Source organism: Streptomyces sp. NBC_01750, from assembly GCF_035918095.1.
GTDB lineage: Bacteria > Actinomycetota > Actinomycetes > Streptomycetales > Streptomycetaceae > Streptomyces.
In genome coordinates, this window is the sequence record NZ_CP109137.1 from 7,221,538 (window position 1) to 7,243,239 (window position 21,702).

The following is a 21,702-nucleotide window of genomic DNA, read 5'->3' on the forward strand; positions in this document are numbered from 1 at the left end:
GTGTACGTACTGATCGACAACTTCTCCCTGTACGCCGAGGGCTTCTTCGGCACCGTCCAGCTCACGATCTACGCCTCGCTGCTCGCCCTGGTCCTCGGCTTCGTCATGGCCTCCTTCCGGGTGGCCCCCGTGCGCTCCCTGCGGGTGCTGGGCACGGTGTGGGTGACCGTGCTGCGCAACACCCCGCTGACACTGCTCTTCTTCGCCGTCCTGCTCGGCCTGCCGCGCTTCGGACTTGTCCTGCCCTTCCAGCTCTTCGCGGTGATCGCGCTGGGCTGTTACACCTCCGCGTTCATCTGCGAGGCGCTGCGCGCCGGGATCAACACCGTGCACAAAGGGCAGGGCGAGGCGGCGCGCAGCCTCGGTATGAACTTCGGCCAGACCCTCAACAACGTTGTCCTGCCACAGGCATTCCGGAGCGTCATCCCGCCGATCGGCTCCACACTCATCGCGCTGGCCAAGAATTCCGCGATCGCCGGCGCGTTCAGCGTCACCGAACTGCTGGGCACCTACAAACCCCTCAGCGAGCTCGGCTACAACATCATCTGGACCTTCGTCTGGATCGCCGTCGGCTACCTGATCATCACCTTGACCATCAGTGCGCTGTTCCACGTGCTGGAGAAGCGCTATGGAGTCGCCCGATGACCGATTCCACCGCCCTCTATGACATCCCGGGTCCCAACACCCGTAAGCGACACCTCACTTACGGCATCATCTCGACCGCCGTGATCATGGCCCTGTTCGGCTGGATCCTCTATCTGCTGTTCGACACGGGACAGTTCACCGCCACCAAGTGGACTCCGTTCGAGTACAAGGGCATTCAGGAGCTGCTGCTGCGGGGCCTCGGCAACACCCTCAAAGCCTTCGCCTATGCCGCGGTGTTCTCGCTCGCCCTGGGCGGGCTCCTCGCCGCCGGCCGGCTCTCCGACCACCGGCCGGTGCGCTGGGTCGCCACTGTGGTGGTGGAGTTCTTCCGCGCCATGCCCGTACTGGTGATGATCTTCTTCATCTTCGTGGCGCTGAAGGTGCAGCCGCTGCCCGCGCTGGTGGCCGGACTGACGCTCTACAACGGCTCGGTGCTCGCCGAGGTGTTCCGGGCGGGCGTCAACTCGGTCGAGCGCGGACAGCGGGAGGCCGCTTACACCCTCGGCATGCGCAAGTCCCAGGTCATGTCATACGTCCTGGTGCCCCAGGCGGTTCGCGCGATGCTGCCGACGATCATCAGTCAACTGGTGGTAGCACTGAAGGACACCTCGCTCGGCTATTTGATCACCTATGAGGAGTTCCTTCACGCGGGCAAGCTCATCGCCTCGAATCTCGACTACGATTTGCCGTTCATCCCTGTGGTGATGGTGATCTCGCCTATCTACATCGGGATGTGCATGCTGCTCTCCTGGTTCGCCAACTGGATGGCCGGGTGGCAGCGGCGCAATCCGAAGACGGAGGCCGCGGATGTCGCCTCGGCCGAACCAGGGACGCTGCTGCCGGGAGTGCAGTAGCTCAGGGGCAATGGCCCGCCCGGCAGCAGCCGGTGATCACTTCTCGTGCAGCGGGACCGACAGATATGACGGGTCGGCTGCGGACGAGGAGAAGGTCAGCTGCGCGCCGGACGGGTTGTGCTCGATGTAGAGCGGGTCGACGGTGTCGACGACCACGGCGAGACGATGGCCGGCCGGTACGTCGTAGGCGGTGGAGAACAACTCCAGGTCGACGGTGAACGGCTTTCCGGGTGTCTCGCCGTGGAAGGTGTACGGCGCGTTGCTGACCAGCTTGCCGAGGCCGAGCGGGCCCACGTCGTAGAGATACGCGACGAGGGTGCCGCTCTCCTTGGTACTGGTGACCGTGGTGTGCAGCTTCGTTGTGCCGCGCACCTGCTGCTCGGAGCCGTACCGCTCCGACTGCCAGACGGCGGCGAAGGCGCGCGGCAGCAGCGGGATCCACGCCATCGGGGGCAACTTGGCGAACTGGTCCAGGATGCTGGAGAGGAAGATGACCCCGCCGTCGGCGCCCGAGTCGATGTTGGCGAAGATCTTCTTGGTGCCGTCCAGGTTGATCTTCCGCTCCGTCGCCGCCACCGACTTCCAGTCCGGATAGCTCTCGTACGCGCCGGTGGAACGGGACTTGAGGCGGACCGGCTGCTCGCGCTCCACGCCGTTGTCGACGCCCTTGAGGTAGTGGTCCATCCACCGGTGGGCGCTGGTCCAGGTGTCGTTGGGCAGCCCGAACAGTCCGGTTCCCTCGGCCGTGGCGTGGTCGCCGGGGCGGAACTCAAGGCGCTTGGGGCCGGTGAGCTTCTCGTAGAAGTCCGCGTACTGGTTGGGCGGGAAGATCGTGTCGCCCCAGGCGTTGCCGAGCATGATGGCGGCGCCATTGGCGTTGATCCGGTCCACGTAGGTGCTGGGGGATCGCTTCTTCCCCCAGGCGATCAACCCCTGCTCCTTGGTGAGATCGGAGGAGAAGAAGTCCGCCGTGATCCGCCGGAACTCCTCGCTCGGCCGGCCGGTGACATACCCCGCCCCGGCGAGCAGCGCCGTGGCCTGCTGATGCTGGGTGCGGCTGCTGTAGATGGACTCGACGAGGTCGGCCCAGCCGCTGAGCGCCGCGACCGCCTTGATCCGCTTGTCGTGGCCGGCGGCCAGCAGACAGATGCCCGCGCCGTACGAGACGCCGGCCATGCCGATCCTGCCGGGGTCGGCGGGGGTGTTCGCGAGCGCCCAGTCGATCACCTTGGAGGCGTCGGCGATGTCGGACGGCCCCGCCACCTCGATCGTGCCGCCGGACTGCCAGAAGCCGCGGACGTTGTACGTCACCACGACATAGCCCGAGTCGGCGAGCTGCCTGGCCTGGGCGAGGTATTCGATCTGGGGCAGGCCCCAGCTCGTGGGCAGCACGATCACGGGGTACTCCCGTGTGCCGTCCGCGCCGGCGGGCGTAACAACATTGGCCTTGAGCGTGGTGCCGCCATCCCCCGCGATGTCGACGAACCGTACGTCCGGGCCGGCGGATCGGGCCTGGACACCGGCCGTCCGGGCGGCGGGTGCCACTCCGGCGGCCGCACCTACGGCCGGTCCGGCGAGAAGCGCCACGGAGACCGTACCGATCGCGGTCGTGCGCAGAGCCTTGCGCGACTGTCCCACGGGTCACTCCTCACTCGTGTCAATGCAAAGTGACCCGACGGTAACCGTGGAGGCTTACTTGAGGTAACTGCTCGGTAAGTTACGCATGAGTAACGATTGTTGACGTCCCGTCAGTGGGAGTGGGTCCGGCCGCGGCGGAACGCGCCCCTCCCGTCGCCGTGGGCCGTTGTCGAGCGCCCGCGTGCCCTCGGCGTGGTCGCCGGCGATCTCGACAGGCCGACCTGGACCCGGGGTACCTTCCTGACTCGACCCCGGTGATCGTCCTCTCGGGCTGCCGCGCCGGCCGCCCGGCAGCGGCGGCCAGGACCGGAATGCAGCCGACCTCTGGTGTTCCCGTGGCGGACGTCCCAAGCTCTCCGTGTGGAGAATCCAGAGGGCGGCACTCCGCCGCCGGTGCTGATGACCCTCCGGCTGCGACGGCAGGTCGAGTGGGTGCCCGTCGCGGCGCTCGTGCTCGCAGTCGTCTGGGGCATCGCCGCCGGGGCCATCGTCGACGGCCCCAATGGCACAGCAGGCGGCGTCGCCATGGCGGTGATCGGAGTGCCGATCGCCGTCCTCGCGGTCAGCTGCGTGGGCCATCTGGTGCGGCCGCTGCGGGTCAGTGCCGACGCGGCCGGGCTGACCGTGCGGCTGCCGGTCTGGCCGGCCAGAACCGTGCCCTGGTCCGGTATTTCGCGGGTGACCGCACTGCCGCAGTACGTCATCGTCGGCTGTCGCGCACCGGTCGGGAAACTGCCGCGGACCTGTCGGCTGCGGGCCGCGTACCGCAGGCTCGCTCCCGCCCCGGACAGTGCGGCGAGCGGCCAGGGGCTCTGCTTCGAGACACAGGTATTCGAGCTGGATCCGGCCGAACTGCTCGACGCCATCAGGCGGTATGCGCCGGTGGGGCTCAGGGTGACGGACGATTCGCGCCGGTAGATTTCCACAAGCCCCTCTCTGCCCTTGCCCGGCCCTGCAGTTGACACCGACCGTGGTGGTGCGGGCCTCTTCCGGTGCGATCGAGAGAAGCCGTGGTCCCATTTCATCCGTACCGCAGAGACTTCCTTCGGGCGGACGGCCGCGTACGGGGCGTATGACAATGCCTGCATGACAAGGCCCGATCAGAGCGTGCCGGATGTCTTCGATCCGCGGATCTACGCCACCGGACTGCCCCACGACGCCTTCCGCGAGCTGCGCGACCACCACCCCGTGGCCCGGCAGGAGGAGTACGAAGTCCTCGGCTGGCCCGCGGGATCCGGCTTCTGGGCGGTCACCCGCCACGCGGACGTCGTGCGGGTCCTCAAAGACGCAGGGACCTTCTCGTCCCACCTCGGCGCCACCCAGATCCGTGACCCCGACCCGGCCGATCTGCCGTTCATCCGACGCATGATGCTCAACCAGGACCCTTCGCCCCGCTTCGCGGGGGAGACCCCGTCGGACCACGGGAGGCTGCGGCGACTGGTGAGCCGCGCCTTCACCCCGGGACGCATCGACCGCTTCACCACGGCGGCCAGGGCTCGCGCGCGCCAACTGCTGGCCGCGGCACGGGACATGGGGCCGGTCTTCGACCTGGTCAGTGCCGTCACCGACGACTACGCCCTGCTCAACCTCTCCGATCTGCTGGGCGTCCCGGAGAGCGACCGGGGGCTGCTGCTGAAGTGGACCGAGCGCGTCATCGCCTACCAGGACCCGGACGAGCCGCCGGTGCTCGGACCCGACGGCAGGCCCGTCAATCCGCGCTCACCCGCCATGCTCCAGGAGATGTTCGCCTACGCGCAGCAACTCGCCGCCTACAAAAGACGCAGGCCCGCCGACGACGTCATGACCTCGCTCGCGCAGTCGGAACTCTCCGGCGCCGAGCTGGAGATGTTCTTCTTCCTGCTCACGATCGCGGGCAACGACACCGTTCGCAGTGCCGCTCCCGGTGGCTTCCTGACGCTGGCCGAGCACCCGGACGAGCAGCGCAGGCTGCGGGCCGGAGAGGTGGCTCCGGACAGCGCCGTTGAGGAACTGCTGCGCCGCCACCCGCCGGTCCTCAGCTTCCGCCGCACCGCCGACCGGGACACCCGGCTCGCCGGGCAGCGGATTCGCAAGGGCGACAAGGTGGTCGTCTTCCACGCCTCCGCCAACTACGACGAGCGTGTCTTCGAGGCCCCGCACGGCCTCGATCTCTCCCGCTCGCCTAATCCTCACGTGTCTTTCGGCGACGGCCCGCACATCTGTCTCGGCGCCCACTTCGCCCGGCTCCAGCTGCGCGTCCTGCACGAGGAGGCACTGGATGTGCTGCCGCCGCTGACGACCGCGAGCCCGCCGCGCCGGCTGGTGTCCAACTTCATCAATGGCATCAAGTCGCTGCCGCTGACCGAGGCCTGAGCGCGCGACTTCGAGGCCGGCAGGTCAGGCGCCGTCGCCCGGTTGAAGAGGTGGAAGATCCTTGGGGACTGCCGCCTCGAGGGCGACGGAGTGCCTGGGTGTTACTCCTAGCTCGCGGCACGGTGGGAGCTGCGCGTGGCCGGAGCGGGCGCCTGAGCCATCCGGGTCACATCGGCGACCAGCTCCACCACATCGGGGCCGTACGCCTGCGAGTTGACGACCTTGAGCAGGAGGCAGAAGGAGTTGCCGCCGTGCTTGCGGGCGAGTTTCTCGTGGTTGCGGGCCAGATAGCGGGTGGCCGCCTGGTTGGTGATGGCGCGCTGGCCGCAGAAGAGAAAGACCGGCCGCGCGTCCTGCCCCGCCGTGAGGCGCGCCAGCATGACGTACTCGGCGACGCCCGGCTCCATGCGGTAGCGCTCCGAACCGATCTGGAAGGCGCCCTGGTCGGGGCCCGGCTCAGGGTCCGTGTTGATCTTCACGCCGGGGAGCAGCGACTGCAGATGCGCGGCCATCCGGCGATTGGAGAACGGGCCGCCCACACAGAATTCCGTACGCTCGCCGAAGCCCTGCTGGGCTGTGTCGTGCCAGACGATCTGGGCGTGTGAACCGCAGTCCTTGATCAGCGCGGAGAGCTCGAGCAGCGCGAAGACGTCGAAGCGGTGCACGGAGCCGTCGCGGCCGGCCTCGCGGTTGACGACGAGAAGGGATTCGGAGTTCCCCGGCAGCCCGAAGAAGGACTGCTTGCGGTGGAGTCTTCGCCGCCAGAGGTACGTGCGGGCGAGCCAGCCGAGTGTGGCGCTGACCCCGGCGGCCACCACGCCCAGCACGATGTTGCGTACGTCGTCATTCATGGGCGGGCATGTTAGCGGTCTTGCGGACCAATGTTCGAGGCGGGCCTGACGGGGCGGTCACGGTGAAGTTACGCTGCGCGGAGTTGCATTGACTGGAGGTACGGATGCGTCGCTCTGCCGCACGGAATGTGTCGATTCTCGCCGTTGCCGCGGCCGTGGTCTCGATCGGTGCCGCGGCACCGCCGAGCCACTCCCCGCCGGTCACGCCACCGGTCAAGACACCCGTGGCGGCCGGCTACGGCGGGGCCGTCGCGAGCGTCGACGCGGACGCCTCGGCCGCCGGCATAGAGGTGCTGCGGCGCGGCGGCAACGCCGTGGACGCCGCAGTGGCCACCGCGGCCGCCCTCGGCGTCACGGAGCCGTACTCCGCGGGCATCGGGGGAGGCGGATTCTTCGTCTACTACGACGCCAAAACCCGTACGGTCCACACTGTCGACGGCCGCGAGACCGCGCCCCGGTCCGCGGATGCCTCTCTCTTCCTCGAGAACGGCAAGCCGATCCCGTTCGAGGAGGGCATGACGAGCGGTCGCGGCGTCGGCACGCCGGGCACCCCGGCGACCTGGGACACCGCGCTGGACGCCTGGGGCAGCAGGCCGCTGCGGCAACTGCTGCGGCCCGCCGAGCGGCTGGCGAAGGACGGCTTCACCGTCGACGCCACCTTCCGCTCGCAGACCGAGGCCAACCAGGCGCGCTTCGCGGACTTCCCGGACACGGCGAAGCTCTTCCTGCCGGGCGGGCAACTGCCGGTGGTCGGCTCGGTCTTCAAGAACCCGGATCTTGCGCGTACGTACGAGGAGCTGGGGCGCAAGGGCGTCAGTACGCTCTACCGCGGTGAGCTGGCCAAGGACATCGTCCGTACGGTGCGCAAGCCTCCGGTGGCCGCGGGCGCGGCGCGGGTCGTGCGGTCCGGCGATCTGACGACGGAGGACCTGCGGTCGTACGAGACGGAGCGGCGGACCCCGACCAAGGTCGGCTACCGGGGTCTTGATGTGTACGGCATGGCGCCGGCCTCGTCGGGCGGTACGAGCGTCGGCGAGGCGCTCAACATCCTGGAGCGGACCGACCTTTCGAAGGCCACGCAGGCGCAGTATCTGCACCGCTTCATCGAGGCGAGCCGGATCGCGTTCGCGGATCGCGGGCGATGGGTCGGCGACCCGGCCTTCGAGGACGTGCCGACGAAGGAGCTGCTGTCGCAGCGTTTCGCGGACTCGCGCGGATGCCTGATCAAGGACAACGCGGTGCTCACCAGTCCGCTGGCTCCCGGTGACCCCCGCAGGCCCGCGGCGTGCGGGACGTCGGGGACGGCAGCCCCCACCACGTACGAGGGCGAGAACACCACCCATCTGACCGCCGCCGACAAGTGGGGCAATGTCGTCGCGTACACCCTGACGATCGAGTCGACCGGTGGCAGCGGAATCACCGTGCCCGGGCGCGGCTTCCTGCTCAACAACGAGCTCACCGACTTCTCCTTCGCTCCTGCCGATCCGGCCGTCCACGACCCGAATCTGCCAGGCCCGGGCAAGCGTCCGCGGTCGTCCATCTCCCCGACGATCGTGCTCGACCACGGCCGTCCGGTGCTTGCGGTGGGCTCGCCGGGCGGCGCGACGATCATCACCACGGTGCTGCAGACGCTCACGGGCCGTCTGGACCGGGGGCTGCCGCTGGTCGACGCGATCGCGGCGCCACGCGCCAGCCAGCGCAACCAGGCGACCACGGAGCTCGAACCGGCGTTGTGGAACAGCCCGCTCCGCGCCGAGCTGGAGGCGATCGGCCATGCCTTCCGGCAGAACCCGGAGATCGGCGCGGCGACGGGCATCGAGCGGCTGCCCGACGGGCGGTGGCTCGCGGCTGCCGAGAAGGTGCGGCGGGGCGGTGGCTCCGCGATGGTCGTCCACCCGAGCGGTACTCAGTCCGGCGGCTGACTGAACGGCTGACCGAAAGGCGAACGCCCGCGACCCCCGGACTCAACAGCCGGTCGGGTCGCGGGCGTTGTGCTGTTTGTTCGGCGAGGCGCCCCAGGGGTTGACGCGGTCATGCAAAGGGATCACATTTGGTCGCGAACAGGTAAGGAAACTTTCCTAACAGAAAGGCCACCCCCCATGCGCACACGTACTCTCGCGCTGGCCGCTGTCTCCGGCGTAGCCCTGCTCGCGAGCGCGACGCTGCCTGCCACGGCCGACCCGGCGCACCATGCCGCCGCTCCGAAGGCTGCCGGCGTCAAGGAAGGTTCGGTCAGCGCGGCCGACCTGCTGGCCAAGGTGAAGGACTGTTCGCAGATCTCCAACGGCAAGTACCGGTCGGACAGCGAGACTTCGGCGAGCATTCCGGTCTGCGGGAAGAACGGAGCCGTCTTCTGGAAGGCCGACATGGACGTCGACTGCGACGGCCAGGTCACCAGCAAGTGCAATGCCGACACCGACCCCTGGTTCCAGGACGACACGGCCTTCCATCAGTCCGACGGCAAACCGCTGAACGCCGAGAAGCTGCCGTATGTCGTCGTGCCGAGCAGCAGCGGCATCTGGAACTACTCGAGCGCCGGGATCAAGGGCGGCGGCGTCGTCGCCGTCATCTACGGCAACAAAGTGGAGTACGCCGTCGTCGGGGACACCGGCCCCAACAAGATAATCGGCGAGGCCTCCTACGCCACCGCGAAGGCGCTGGGCATCGACCCGGACCCGGAGACGGGCGGCGCCGAGTCCGGTGTCACGTACATCCTGTTCAAGAACTCCAAGGTCTCTCCGATCGAGAGTCACGGTGCCGCGGTGAGCCTCGGTGACTCGCTCGCCAAGAAGTTCCTGCAGGACAACTAGGCGCTGCGTTTCCCGTACCGCTCCTTGTGGAAGCCGGTGGCCGTCCGCCGCGTGATCCTCGCGCGGACGGGCGGTGCGACAGCGCTCGATGAGCCGGTGGCGACCTTCGGGGGTGAGCGGGGCGTTGCGGTGAGTCATGCGACCCGGACGTCTTCGGCCGGCGCGGCGGGCTCAGGGGCGGACAGATGTATCCGTTTGGGCAGCAAGAGCGGGGTGGCGAGCAGGAGAGCGCCGGACATGGTGATCGCGGCGAGCGGGCTGGTGAGTGTGGCGAGAATGCCCCAGATCACCATCAGGGCAGCTTGTAGGAGTTTGCTGATGGCACTCCATGTACTGAGGATTTGGGCGGTGTGATCCGCGGGAGTCCGTTGCAGGCGTTCTGTTGCGCAGATCGGATTGAAGATGCCCATGCAGGTGATCAGCAGGCCCTCGACGATGATCACGGTGAGGAGTCCGGGGATGCCAGGATGGACGAACGTGAGACCGACTGGGAAGAGCGATCGCAGCCGGCCGGAGACGATCATGACGCGGTGCCGGCCGTAGCGGGTCACGAGGCGCGCGGAGAGGCGGGCGCCCACGAAGCCGCCGAGTGCCGGGATGCCGAAGGCAAGACCGTATTGCCAGGCCGGGAAGTGGTACTGGCCCAGCAGGAGGACGGACAGGAGCGGGACGGTGGCCATGATGAGGCCGCCGACCAGGATTGAGTTGAGGAACAGGCGCCTTAGTGCGCGGTCGCGGAGGATGAACCGCCAACCGCCGAGAAGGCCGGCTCCGCGCAACCTGGTGGCCCGGTCGCGGGGTGCCGCGACGTCGCCTCCGCGGATGCGGAGGACCCCGAACGCGGACAGCAGGTAGCTGAGGGCGTCGGCCATGACAGTGATGACCGGGCCGAGCAACCCTATGAGTGCACCACCGAGGGGCGGGCCCGCCGCGGTCGCCACCCAGCTCGTGCCCTCGAATCTCCCGTTCGCCACAAGGAGGTGATCGCTACGGACGAGATACTTCAGATACGCGCCGGATGCGGCAGTGAAGGCGATGCTCGCGGTCCCGGAGATGACCGAGACGACCAGCAGTTGGCCGTATGAAAGCAAGCCGAGGACGTACGCGAGCGGGACACTTGCCATCGCGACGAACCGGATCAGATCCATCGCGATCATCACCGGACGCTTGGCCCGGTGCTCAACCCACGGCCCGAGCGAGAAGGCAACAATCGCCGCGACGGCAAGCCCGGCCGCCTCCAGGAGCGACACGGCGAATGCCGACGAGTGCAGCACTCGAACCGCGATCAGCGGGAACGCGCCGAAGGCAATCCACGTACCGTATGTACTGACGGCGCAGGCCGACCACAGCCAGCCGAAACTGCGCCCCAACTGCACGCGCATGCGACTCCCTCGCGACAACCGATGTTCGGGTCTCTGAATCACACCGGCCGCACCGTCGCGGGATCAAACAACCGACTCCCGGGCGAGCCACAACCATCAGTTGGGCACACGTAAGCTGGATCAATGGATACCGAGGCGGTGCGATCGTTCGTTCGCGCGGCCGAGCTCGGACAGCTGCAACACGCGGCCGACGAGCTCGGCGTAACGCAACAGGCCGTGTCGAAGCGGATCGCAACCCTCGAGCGCGCACTCGACGTCCGGTTGTTCACCCGCACCGCCCGAGGGGTCGAGCTGACACTCGACGGCCAGGCTTTCCTCCCGCACGCCCGGAACATCATCACGGGTGTCGATCGCGCCATCACCGCGATCAGACCGGGCTCACGGGCCCTTCGGATCGACGTTCTCGGCCTGCGCTCCGCGCAGGCCGTCGTCCTGCACGACTACTGGCGGTCGCATCCCGAAACCGACCTCGACGTGGTGACCCTCAGGGTCAACGACCCGCGCGTGGCGGTCACCGCCGTCCAAGCAGGCGATATCGACGCCTCGTTCCGCTCGGTCACCGACCCGGCCACACTGCCGCGCGACGTGCAGATGATCCACGCGTTCGACTCCCCGCTGGAACTCCTCGTCGGCCCGAGGCACCCGCTCGCCTCCGCACGAACACTGACACCGTCCCAGCTGCGCCGGCACCGGATCTGGGTGCCGGGTATCGCGCCGCGAAGCGAATGGGCAGAGTTCTACGATCAGCTCGCCACCGACTTCGACCTCCGCATTGACGCCGCGGGCCCGAACTTCGGCAACGAGGTACTCCTCGACATCCTCGCGGACTCCGCAGACGTGGCAACCCTCGTAGGCTCGCGCGACCGGTACATCTGGCCGACGAACCACGACCTACGCCGCATCCCGATCGTGAATCCGACGCTCGCGTACCCGCTCTCGCTCATCTTCCCCCGAGCGAATCCACACCCAGGACTCCGGGCAGTCATCAACCACTTCGGAAGCCTGGCACCGCTCCCCGAGACAGCCTGGCTCCCATCCTGGGCAGCGACACCACGCCGCAGCGACGGAAACACCGAACACACCCGACGCTGACGGTCGCTGCCAGCACACACTGTCGACACGACCAGCCGAACGCACCCGTAGCCCAGGTGACTCGACCGGCCGCTGCCGACAACGTCATGGGCAATACAGCTAGAGGGCGGTCAGGATGCGCGGGCCGTCGTCCGTGATCGCCACCGTGTGCTCCGCGTGGGAGGCGCGGCTGCCGTCGGCGGTACGCACCGTCCAGCCGTCGTGTGCCGTGTAGTGGTCGTCGGTGCCGCCGCCGATCACCATCGGTTCGATCGCCAGCACCATGCCGTGCCGCAGGGGCATTCCCCGGCCCGGGCGCCCCTCGTTGGGGACGCCAGGGTCCTCGTGCATATGGCGGCCCACACCGTGGCCGCCGAAGCCGTCCGGGATTCCGTATCCCGCCTTCCGGCATACCCGGCCGACGGCATGGGCGATGTCGCCGATGCGGTTGCCTACGACGGCCGCCGCAATGCCCGCCTTCAGCGCCTTCTCGGCGGTACGGATCAGTTTGGTGTCCTCGGCGCGGGCGCGGCCGACGGTGAAGCTGACGGCCGCGTCGCCCACCCATCCGCCCCGGATCGCCCCGCAGTCGATGCTCACCAGGTCGCCGTCGCGCAGCCGGTAGTCGTCGGGGATGCCGTGCACGATCGCGTCGTTGACGGAGGCGCAGATGACGGCGGGGAAGGGCGTGGGTGCCCACTCCGGGCGGTAGTCGAGGAAGGGCGATCCTGCGCCGGTCTCGCTGAGGACCGCACGGGCGGCCCGGTCGAGGTCGCGGAGGCTGACGCCGACCCCCGCCGCCTCCCGGACCGCCGTGAGTGCCTGCGCCACGATGCGGCCCGCCTCGCGCATCGCTTCGATCGAAGTATCGGTTTTGATCTCCACCATACCAATTACTATACCGGCCCTTCCGGTATTTTAATACCGGCATTAGAATAACGGCATGGTGCGCACTCCTCTCACTCCCGAAGAGCGTGAACGCGGCGAACGCCTCGGCCGGTTGCTGCGCACGGCGCGCGGTGACCGCAGCATGGTGGAAGTGGCCGCGGCCGCCAGGCTCTCCGCCGAGACTCTGCGCAAGATCGAGACGGGCCGCGCCCCGACCCCCGCCTTCTTCACCGTTGCCGCGCTCGCCGCGGTTCTCGGCCTGTCCATGGACGAGCTGGTCGTGAGCTGCGCGCCGGCGCCCGCCGCCTGAAACTCTCGATGCCGCTCAAGTCGCCGCCCGAGCCGGTCCTGCGGGCCGTCGGCGGCAAAGTGGCCCGCATCCGCTCGCGCCTGCCGCCGGGTCGCCCACCCCACGCCGGACAATTGCCCTGGTCGAGACGGACGGACGTGTCCGAGCGGCGCTGAGGGGGAACGGCCCGATGGGCGGAGCGGACGAGACGGACGGGCGTTGTTCGTCCGGCCGGGACCGGTGATCTCCCCGAGGCCTCCGGCTACTCCGACCCACGCCTCGGACCCGGCACGGCGTAGTCTCGCGCTGTGACTCCTGAGGACTTCGCCGACGCCAAGTACATCAGTGTGACCACGTTCCGCAAGGACGGGACGGGCGTCGCCACGCCCGTGTGGTTCGCGGTGGACGGCGGTGAGATCTTTTTCTGGACCCGCTCCGACTCCTGGAAGGTCAAGCGCCTGCGCAACAACAGTCGCGTCGTCGTCACGGTCTGCGACGTACGCGGCCGGATCGTGGACGGCGCACCCGGCGCGGAAGGCACGGCGCGGCTGTTGGACGAGGTCGGGATGGGTGCAGTCCGCAAACTCCTCGCCCGCAAGTACACCTGGCAGTTCTGGCTGGTCGACTGGCCCGCGACGATCGTGCGACGAGGGAAGCGGCCGCACACCGGCATCGCTGTAACTATCTGAAAACTGTCCGTAGCAGCCCCGTAACACGCCTGCGGTCGAATGCCTCCGGACCGGATGTTTCCGGGCGGTGGCGCAGGGGCGGCGATGACGGTGCATCAACTTCCGGTAGCGGCCGGGATGTTCGCGCGGTATTTGAGAGATCTGACCGCGCTGCTCGACCCGGGTGACGGCTGGTACGGGATTTTCTGCCAGCGTGATCCGGATGGGATGCGAGCCTGCCTGGACGGCAGCGAGATCCCGCCCTGGGACGTGGTGGAGTCGCTGCTCCAGGACCTCGCGACGGGACGCGGGGCGCAGTTCGCCGAGGCCGAATCCGTACGTGCGAGACGGCTCCATACGGCCTCGGCGGCGGCGCACGACCGGCTGCCGGGCGGGCGCGAGGCGTTGGAGGAACGGCTGGACCTGATGCGCCGCGAGCAGGTGTACGCGACCGGCCGGGCGGATGAGCTGCTGAGCCGTCTGGCCGGGGAACCGGAGGGCACACCGGCGTCGGAGCAACTCGCCAACGAGCTGGCCTGGACACGTGACGACCATGCGAGGGCGACCGCCCGGTTGAGCGAGCTGCGGGGCCGGCTCGCGGTGGTACCCGACGGGCCCGGTGCGGACGGGGCAGGACCTCCCGCGCCGGAGGGGTACGCGCACACCGCATCCGCGGACGGCCCGCCCCGGTGGGGCTCCGAGGCCGCCGAGGGTCCCGGATCCTCCTCGGTGTTCGGTGGACACGCGCGCCCGGCGGACGGACCGAGCGGGCCGTACGGTCAGGGCGACAGACCGGAGCACGGCCGGGAGGCGGACGACTGGTCCGGCTTCACCCAGCGGTACGAGCCCACTGCGGGCCAGGCGCAGGCAGCCGTCGCCGACGGCTGGGACGCCCTCCGGGAACGGCCGGGCGCGGAACCGGCGTACGACGCGTACCCCCGTCCGGACAGCGACGCCACTCGCCGCCCGCCGGGCAGACCGTCGCTGCCCGGTCCCACCGCGGACTGGTTCCGGCCGGAACCCGCTGCGGCCGGGCCCGGACACCCGGCGGAGCCCGGTCCCACCGCCTCCGGCGGCACCGGCCCCGCCCGCCCCGTGGCACAGCCCGTCCCGCCGGTCGCCCCACCCGCCCGCTCCGAGGCCCGTGCCGCCAAAAAGCGGCGGCCCCGTGGCGGCGCCCGGTTCGCCGGCGTCGAAGGCAGCGGGGAGGAGATCGCCGCCGTGCCCGTGCTGCCCGCGACCGGCGACGTCCCGCGCGGTGCCAGATACGGCGGCGCCGCACCCGGTCAGGAAACGCCCGCCGCCCCCGCCGCCCCGGAGGGCGCGAGCAGGGCCGCGCGGGAGACCGTCGCCGCGCTCGGCCGGCTCCGGGCGGAGGGGCGCAGCGGTGAGGCGCACGTCATGATCTGCGAGGCTGCCGCCCGGCCCGCCCCCTGGCTGCCCTCTCTCGCGGCCGAACTGCACCGCGCCGGCCTCGACGCCGACTGGGCCACCCTGCTGTGGGAGGTCGCCTCGCAGCCCGCCCTGCGGCTCGCCTCCGCAGCCGGAGCGCTCGCCGCCGCCGGCCGGACCGAGGACAGCCGGCAACTGCTGCGCCAGGGCGTGGCCCGCCCCGCGGACGACATAGCAGCCGCCGTACTCGCCCTCGAGGAGGAGAGCCGGAATCCGGAGGCGAGGGCTTTACTGACCGCCTACGTACAGGTGCACACCGCCGAGGACACGGCCAGAATCGCCGAACGGGATCCGCGCCGTCTTGTGCCGCGGCTGCTCGACGTCGCACGTGCCCAGTCCGCGGCGCACGAGCGCGATCTCGTCCACGCGCTGCGCGTAGCGGGGCATCTCGGCGGCTGAAGCGGTTCGGTGTGGACCGCTCGGGTGTGAAACAAGATCGACTCTGCGGGTTAACGACGATGGTCTTGCCCCGCCGTGTGACGGGGCTTACGTTCTCCTCCTACGCACCGCATCTACGTGCGTAGAAGCTCTCTGACGCGCCGTCGAAGGAGCAACTCATGGCCAATGTCGTACGCGCCGCACTGGTCCAGGCGACCTGGACCGGCGACACCGAATCCATGATTGCGAAACATGAGGAACACGCCCGCGAGGCGGCCCGCCGGGGCGCCAAGGTCATCGGTTTCCAAGAGGTGTTCAACGCGCCGTACTTCTGTCAGGTCCAGGAGCCGGAGCACTACCGGTGGGCCGAGCCCGTCCCGGACGGCCCGACCGTCCGCCGGATGCAGGAACTCGCCCGCGAGACCGGCATGGTGATCGTGGTCCCGGTCTTCGAGATCGAGGGCGCCGGCTTCTACTACAACACCGCCGCCGTGATCGACGCCGACGGCTCCTACCTCGGCAAGTACCGCAAGCACCACATTCCGCAGGTCAAGGGCTTCTGGGAGAAGTACTACTTCAAGCCGGGGAATCTGGGCTGGCCGGTCTTCGACACGGCGGTCGGCAGGGTCGGGGTGTACATCTGCTACGACCGGCACTTCCCGGAGGGCTGGCGTCAACTGGGGCTGAACGGCGCCCAGTTGGTCTACAACCCATCCGCCACCTCACGCGGGCTCTCCGCATACCTCTGGCAGCTGGAGCAACCCGCGTCCGCCGTCGCCAACGAGTACTACATCGCCGCCATCAACCGCGTCGGCCAGGAAGAGTACGGCGACAACGACTTCTACGGCACCAGCTACTTCGTCGACCCGCGCGGCCAGTTCGTCGGTGAGGCCGCCAGCGACAAGGAGGAGGAGCTGCTCGTCCGGGACCTCGACTTCGACCTGATCGACGTCGTACGACAGCAGTGGGCGTTCTACCGGGACCGCCGCCCCGACGCGTACGAAGGACTGGTGCAGCCGTGACCAGCCTGCACGACCGCCACAAGGCCGTCATCCCCGACTGGGTCGCTCTCTACTACCAGCAGCCGATCGAGATCTCGCACGGCGAGGGCCGCCATGTCTGGGACGCGAACGGCAAGCGCTACCTCGACTTCTTCGGCGGCATCCTCACCACCATGACCGCGCACGCTCTCCCCGAGGTCACCAAGGCGGTGAGCGAGCAGGCCGGGCGGATCATCCACTCCTCCACGCTCTACCTCAACCGTCCGATGGTCGAGCTCGCCGAGCGGGTCGCGACCCTCTCCGGCATCCCCGACGCGCGGGTCTTCTTCACCACCTCGGGCACCGAGGCCAATGACACAGCCCTGTTGCTCGCGACCGGATACCGCCGCTCCAACCAGATTCTGGCCATGCGCAACAGCTACCACGGCCGGTCCTTCTCCGCGGTCTCCATCACCGGCAACCGCAGCTGGTCGCCCACCAGCCTCTCCCCGCTGCAGACGCTGTACGTGCACGGCGGCGTCCGCACCCGCGGCCCCTACGCCAGGTTGTCCGACGCGCAGTTCATCGAGGAATGCGTCGCCGACCTCGAGGATCTGCTCGGGCAAACCCGCGATGTCGCCGCGCTGATCGCCGAGCCCATCCAGGGCGTCGGCGGTTTCACCTCGCCGCCCGACGGTCTCTACGCGGCTTTCCGCGAGGTCCTCGACCGGCACGGCATCCTGTGGATCTCCGACGAGGTGCAGACCGGCTGGGGTCGCACGGGCGAACACTTCTGGGGCTGGCAGGCGCACGCCGAGAACGGCCCGCCCGACATGCTCACTTTCGCCAAGGGCATCGGGAACGGCATGTCCATCGGCGGTGTCGTAGCCCGCGCCGAGATCATGAACTCCGTGGACGCCAACTCGATTTCGACCTTCGGCGGCTCCCCGATCACCATGGCGGCGGGCGCCGCCAACCTCTCGTATCTGCTGGAGCACGATCTCCAGGGCAACGCCCGCCGTGTCGGCGGTCTGCTGATCGAGCGGCTGCGGGCCATCGGAGCGAGTGCTCCGGCCGTACGGGAAGTGCGCGGCCGCGGCCTGATGATCGGCATCGAGCTGGTCAAGCCCGGCACGGACGAGGCGAACCCCGAGGCGGCTTCGGCCGTCCTGGAGGCCGCCCGCGAGGGCGGGCTGCTGATCGGCAAGGGCGGCGGCCACAACACCAGCGTCCTGCGGATCGCCCCACCGCTGTCGCTGACCGTCGCGGAGGCGGAAGAGGGCGCCTCGATCCTTGAACGGGCCCTGCACAGCGTCTAGTTCTGCCCACCTCGGCCTTCACTTCAGCCTCCAGTTCAGCGTACGAGAGGGAGCGCACCAGCATGAGCAGCACCCGCACCCTGATCCGCGGCGGTCTGGTCATCACCGCAGCGGACGAGATCCATGCGGACGTACTGATCGACGACGGCCGAATCGCGGCGCTTGCCGCCCACGGCTCAGCGGTGTCCGAGGCATGGACCGCCGATCGCACCATCGACGCGACGAACAAGTACGTCATCCCGGGCGGCGTCGACGCCCACACCCATATGGAACTGCCCTTCGGCGGGACCTTCGCCTCCGACTCCTTCGAGACCGGGACGCGGGCCGCCGCCTGGGGTGGCACCACCACCATCATCGACTTCGCCGTCCAGTCGGTCGGGCACGCCCTCCGCGAAGGCCTGGACGCCTGGTACGCCAAGGCCGACGGCAAGTGCGCCGTCGACTACGGCTTCCACATGATCCTCTCCGACGTCAATGAGTCGTCGCTGAAGGAGATGGACAAGCTGGTGGAGGAGGGCATCACCTCCTTCAAGCTCTTCATGGCCTACCCCGGCGTCTTCTACAGCGACGACGGCCAGATCCTGCGCGCCATGCAGCGCTCCGCCACCAACGGCGGGCTGATCATGATGCACGCCGAGAACGGCATCGCCATCGACGTCCTGGTGGAGCAGGCGCTGGCCGAGGGCCGCACCGATCCGCGCTACCACGGCGAGGTGCGCAAGGCCCTGCTGGAGGCCGAGGCCACGCACCGCGCCATCCAGCTGGCGCGGGTCGCCGGAGCTCCGCTGTACGTCGTCCACGTGTCGGCCGAGGAAGCCGTCGCCGAGCTGGTGGCCGCCCGCGACAAGGGACTCAACGTCTTCGGCGAGACCTGTCCGCAGTACCTCTTCCTGTCCACGGACAACCTTGCCGAGCCCGACTTCGAGGGCGCGAAGTACGTCTGCTCCACGCCGCTGCGGCCGCGCGAGCACCAGGCCGCGCTCTGGCGCGGGCTGCGGACCAATGACCTCCAGGTCGTCTCCACCGACCACTGCCCCTTCTGCTTCGTGGGCCAGAAGGAACTGGGCCGCGGCGATTTCTCCAAGATTCCCAACGGGCTGCCCGGCGTGGAGAACCGGATGGATCTGCTCCACCAGGCGGTCGTCGACGGACACCTCACCCGTCGCCGCTGGATCGAGATCGCCTGCGCGACGCCGGCCCGGATGTTCGGCATCTATCCGAAGAAGGGCACCATCGCCCCCGGTGCCGACGCCGACGTCGTCATCTACGACCCGCACGCCGAACAGACCCTCTCGGCCGAGACCCACCACATGAACGTCGACTACTCCGCGTACGAGGGCAAGCGGATCACCGGCCAGGTGGAGACCGTGCTGTCGCGCGGCGAAGTGGTCATCGACGGGCGGGAGTTCACCGGACGGGCGGGACACGGCCAGTACACCCCGCGCGGCACCTGCCAGTACCTCATGTAGCCACCTCACTCACCCAGGCACCCAGGCACCTTGTCCAGGAACTCATCTAGGAGCGGCCAGGCCATGGACTTCGGACTTGTCCTGCAGACCGACCCGCCGGCCTCGGCCGTCGTCGGACTGATGCGACGCGCGGAACGCAACGGATTCCGCTACGGCTGGACCTTCGACTCGGCGGTGCTCTGGCAGGAGCCCTTCGTCATCTACAGCCAGATTCTCGAACACACGGAGACGCTCACCGTAGGACCGATGGTGACCAATCCGGGCACCAGGACCTGGGAGGTCACCGCCTCCACGTTCGCGACGCTGAACGACATGTACGGCAACCGCACCGTGTGCGGTATCGGACGCGGCGACTCCGCGATGCGTGTCGCAGGACGCAAACCCAACACCCTGGCCAGGCTCGGCGAGGCGATCGGCGTCATCCGCGACCTGGCCGAGGGCCGGGAAGCCGTCGTCGAGGGCCAGCCACTGCAGCTGCCATGGGTGCGGGACGGAAAGCTGCCGGTGTGGATGGCGGCGTACGGCCCCAAGGCGCTGGCCCTCGCGGGCCAGCAGGCCGACGGGTTCATCCTCCAGCTCGCCGACCCGTATCTGACCGCGTCGATGGTCACGGCCGTACGCACCGCCGCCTCCGACGCCGGACGTGACCCCGACTCCATCACCATCTGCGTCGCCGCGCCCGCGTACGTCGGCGACGACCTCGCGCACGCCCGTGAACAGTGCCGCTGGTTCGGCGGAATGGTCGGCAACCACGTCGCCGACCTGGTCTCCCGCTACGGCGAGCACTCCGACCTGGTGCCCGAGGCTCTCACCGCGTACATCAAGGCACGCGAGGGGTACGACTACAGCCACCACGGGCGCGCCGGGAACCCGTCCACGGACTTCGTCCCGGACGAGATCGTCGACCGCTTCTGTCTGCTGGGACCCGCAGAGGCGCATATCGAGAAGCTGAAGGCGCTGCGCGAGCTGGGCGTCGACCAGTTCGCGGTCTACAACATGCACGACGCGAAGGAAGCGACCATCGACGCGTACGGCTCCGAGATCATCCCGGCACTCAACCGCTGAAAGGTCCAGCAGCCATGACCGCGACCGTCCCGCCCTCCCCGTCCGGGGAATCGATACAGGACATGTCGGGACGCGTCGAACTCGCGCCCGGCGAGGTCCCCGCCGACAATCGCTTCGTCAACGACGATCTGCTGCCCGTCCCGGTCGCGAAGCGCCGCTGGACGACGTACAACTTCGCCGCGCTGTGGGTCGGCATGGCCCACAACATCCCGTCCTGGCTGCTTGCTTCGGGCCTGGTCACACTGGGGATGGACTGGAAGCAGGCGGTGTTCACCATCAGCCTCGCCAATCTGATCGTGCTGGGGCCGATGCTGCTCACCGGGCACGCGGGACCCAAGTACGGCATTCCCTTTCCCGTGCTCGCGCGGGCGTCCTTCGGACTGCGCGGCGCGAATCTGCCGGCGCTGATCCGGGCCGGGGTGGCCTGCGCCTGGTTCGGCATCCAGACCTGGATCGGCGGGCAGGGCATCTTCATTCTGCTCGGCAAGATCTTCGGCGGCTGGGCCAAGGCCTCGGAAGTCGGCGGGCAGCCGTGGACGCTCTGGGTCTGCTTCCTGCTCTTCTGGGTGCTCGAACTCGCCATCATCTACCGGGGGATGGAGACGCTGCGACGGTTCGAGAACTGGGCCGCGCCCTTCGTCATCGTCGGCGCGCTGGCGCTGCTGGTGTGGATCACCCTGAAGGCGGGCGGCCTCGGGCCGCTGCTCGACCAGCCCTCCAAGCTCGGCTGGGGCGCGGACTTCTGGCCGGTCTTCTTCCCGTCGCTGATGGGGATGATCGCCTTCTGGTCGACGCTGTCGCTGAACATCCCCGACTTCACCCGCTTCGGAGCCGGCCAACGCGCCCAGATCTGGGGGCAGTCGCTGGGTCTGCCGACGACGATGACGCTCTTCGCCCTGCTGTCGGTCTTCGTCACCTCCGGCTCCCAGGCGGTGTACGGGGTGGCGATCTGGGATCCGGTCGAACTCGCAGCCAAGACGGACAATGTCTTCGGACTGCTCTTCGCGCTCGTGACGGTGCTGATCGCGACGATCTCGGTGAACATCGCGGCGAATGTCGTGTCGCCCGCCTACGACCTGGCGAATCTGGCGCCGAAGCTGATCAACTTCCGCAGGGGAGCGCTGATCACGGGCGTTGTCGGCGTACTGATCATGCCATGGAAGCTGACCGAGACTCCCGAGCTCTATATCTTCACCTGGCTCGGCCTGGTGGGCGGACTGCTCGGCACGGTCGCGGGCATCCTCATCGCCGACTACTGGCTGATCCGCCGCACCGTCCTCGACCTTGCCGGCCTCTACACCCCGGGAAGCCGCTACTGGTACACCTCCGGCTGGAATCCGCGCGCAGTCGCGGCGTTCGTGGTCGGCGGGCTGCTGGCGGTGGGCGGTTCACACTCGGAGCAGGGCAAGGGGCCGTTTCCCGAGGACGGGCTGATCCCCTTCCTGAAGCCGCTCGCGAACTACGGCTGGGCGGTGGGGCTGGCGGCGTCGCTGGTGCTCTATGTGGCGCTGATGCTGCCGGAGCGGGGCCGCGCGGCGAATTCGGGCGTGTCTGGCGTTTGAGGACGAACCCGGCGGCCGGGCGGCCTTGT

General features: G+C 68.8%; 19 protein-coding genes. 15 read left to right on the forward strand and 4 right to left on the reverse strand.

Annotated elements, in window-relative coordinates; all coding sequences use genetic code 11:
• A complete protein-coding gene (locus tag OG966_RS32580; RefSeq protein ID WP_326653590.1) occupies positions 1-645 on the forward strand; it encodes an amino acid ABC transporter permease in 645 nt (214 codons plus the stop codon).
• Positions 642-1,499: an amino acid ABC transporter permease gene (locus OG966_RS32585; protein WP_326653591.1), complete on the forward strand. Its 858-nt coding sequence runs from the start codon at positions 642-644 to the stop codon at positions 1,497-1,499. The genes OG966_RS32580 and OG966_RS32585 overlap by 4 nt, the downstream gene beginning before the upstream one ends.
• A gap of 36 nt (positions 1,500-1,535) precedes the next feature.
• Here the strand turns inward: OG966_RS32585 and OG966_RS32590 are convergent, their stop codons facing one another.
• Complete coding sequence (locus tag OG966_RS32590) at positions 1,536-3,137, reverse strand: CocE/NonD family hydrolase (protein ID WP_326653592.1); 1,602 nt, start codon at positions 3,135-3,137, stop codon at positions 1,536-1,538.
• A gap of 360 nt (positions 3,138-3,497) precedes the next feature.
• Here OG966_RS32590 and OG966_RS32595 point away from each other — a divergent pair, with 360 nt between their 5' ends.
• A complete protein-coding gene (locus OG966_RS32595) occupies positions 3,498-4,055 on the forward strand; it encodes a hypothetical protein (protein WP_326653593.1) in 558 nt (185 codons plus the stop codon).
• 168 nt (positions 4,056-4,223) lie between these two features.
• Complete coding sequence (locus OG966_RS32600; RefSeq protein WP_326653594.1) at positions 4,224-5,489, forward strand: cytochrome P450; 1,266 nt, start codon at positions 4,224-4,226, stop codon at positions 5,487-5,489.
• A gap of 107 nt (positions 5,490-5,596) precedes the next feature.
• On the opposite strand, the gene OG966_RS32605 is transcribed toward OG966_RS32600, so the two are convergent.
• On the reverse strand, positions 5,597-6,340 hold the full coding sequence (locus OG966_RS32605) for a hypothetical protein (protein WP_326653595.1): 744 nt from the start codon (positions 6,338-6,340) through the stop codon (positions 5,597-5,599).
• A gap of 104 nt (positions 6,341-6,444) precedes the next feature.
• Between OG966_RS32605 and ggt the strand changes: the two genes are divergently transcribed.
• Positions 6,445-8,262 (forward strand): gamma-glutamyltransferase, encoded by a 1,818-nt coding sequence (gene ggt / locus OG966_RS32610; RefSeq protein WP_326653596.1) that lies wholly within the window; start codon positions 6,445-6,447, stop codon positions 8,260-8,262.
• 177 nt (positions 8,263-8,439) lie between these two features.
• Entirely contained in the window at positions 8,440-9,150 is a 711-nt protein-coding gene (locus OG966_RS32615) for a glycoside hydrolase family 75 protein (protein ID WP_326653597.1), read from the forward strand.
• Positions 9,151-9,284: 134 nt separating this feature from the next.
• On the opposite strand, the gene OG966_RS32620 is transcribed toward OG966_RS32615, so the two are convergent.
• Complete coding sequence (locus tag OG966_RS32620; RefSeq protein WP_326653598.1) at positions 9,285-10,532, reverse strand: MFS transporter; 1,248 nt, start codon at positions 10,530-10,532, stop codon at positions 9,285-9,287.
• 123 nt (positions 10,533-10,655) lie between these two features.
• Here OG966_RS32620 and OG966_RS32625 point away from each other — a divergent pair, with 123 nt between their 5' ends.
• Positions 10,656-11,624 carry a LysR family transcriptional regulator gene (locus tag OG966_RS32625; protein WP_326653600.1) on the forward strand — a complete coding sequence of 323 codons (969 nt, stop codon included), beginning with the start codon at positions 10,656-10,658 and terminating at the stop codon, positions 11,622-11,624.
• Between the two features lie 99 nt (positions 11,625-11,723).
• Here the strand turns inward: OG966_RS32625 and map are convergent, their stop codons facing one another.
• Complete coding sequence (map, locus tag OG966_RS32630; protein ID WP_326653601.1) at positions 11,724-12,491, reverse strand: type I methionyl aminopeptidase; 768 nt, start codon at positions 12,489-12,491, stop codon at positions 11,724-11,726.
• A gap of 55 nt (positions 12,492-12,546) precedes the next feature.
• Here map and OG966_RS32635 point away from each other — a divergent pair, with 55 nt between their 5' ends.
• The 8 genes from OG966_RS32635 to OG966_RS32670 all read left to right on the forward strand — a co-directional run bounded on the left by OG966_RS32635 (position 12,547) and on the right by OG966_RS32670 (position 21,673).
• The gene (locus tag OG966_RS32635; RefSeq protein ID WP_326653602.1) at positions 12,547-12,801 is read left to right on the forward strand and encodes a helix-turn-helix domain-containing protein; all 255 of its coding nucleotides are present in this window, start codon (positions 12,547-12,549) and stop codon (positions 12,799-12,801) included.
• 287 nt (positions 12,802-13,088) lie between these two features.
• On the forward strand, positions 13,089-13,469 hold the full coding sequence (locus OG966_RS32640) for a PPOX class F420-dependent oxidoreductase (RefSeq protein WP_326653603.1): 381 nt from the start codon (positions 13,089-13,091) through the stop codon (positions 13,467-13,469).
• A gap of 84 nt (positions 13,470-13,553) precedes the next feature.
• Positions 13,554-15,299, forward strand: a complete 1,746-nt coding sequence (locus tag OG966_RS32645) for a hypothetical protein (protein WP_326653604.1) — start codon at positions 13,554-13,556, stop codon at positions 15,297-15,299.
• A gap of 158 nt (positions 15,300-15,457) precedes the next feature.
• Positions 15,458-16,300: a nitrilase-related carbon-nitrogen hydrolase gene (locus tag OG966_RS32650; protein ID WP_326653605.1), complete on the forward strand. Its 843-nt coding sequence runs from the start codon at positions 15,458-15,460 to the stop codon at positions 16,298-16,300.
• Positions 16,297-17,577 carry an aspartate aminotransferase family protein gene (locus OG966_RS32655; protein ID WP_326653606.1) on the forward strand — a complete coding sequence of 427 codons (1,281 nt, stop codon included), beginning with the start codon at positions 16,297-16,299 and terminating at the stop codon, positions 17,575-17,577. The genes OG966_RS32650 and OG966_RS32655 overlap by 4 nt, the downstream gene beginning before the upstream one ends.
• 62 nt (positions 17,578-17,639) lie before the next feature.
• Positions 17,640-19,046 (forward strand): dihydropyrimidinase, encoded by a 1,407-nt coding sequence (gene hydA / locus OG966_RS32660; RefSeq protein WP_326653607.1) that lies wholly within the window; start codon positions 17,640-17,642, stop codon positions 19,044-19,046.
• 63 nt (positions 19,047-19,109) lie between these two features.
• Positions 19,110-20,111 (forward strand): TIGR03842 family LLM class F420-dependent oxidoreductase, encoded by a 1,002-nt coding sequence (locus OG966_RS32665; protein WP_326653608.1) that lies wholly within the window; start codon positions 19,110-19,112, stop codon positions 20,109-20,111.
• A gap of 14 nt (positions 20,112-20,125) precedes the next feature.
• Positions 20,126-21,673, forward strand: coding sequence for an NCS1 family nucleobase:cation symporter-1 (locus OG966_RS32670; protein WP_326653609.1), 1,548 nt, complete (start codon positions 20,126-20,128; stop codon positions 21,671-21,673).
• Positions 21,674-21,702 lie beyond the last annotated feature (29 nt).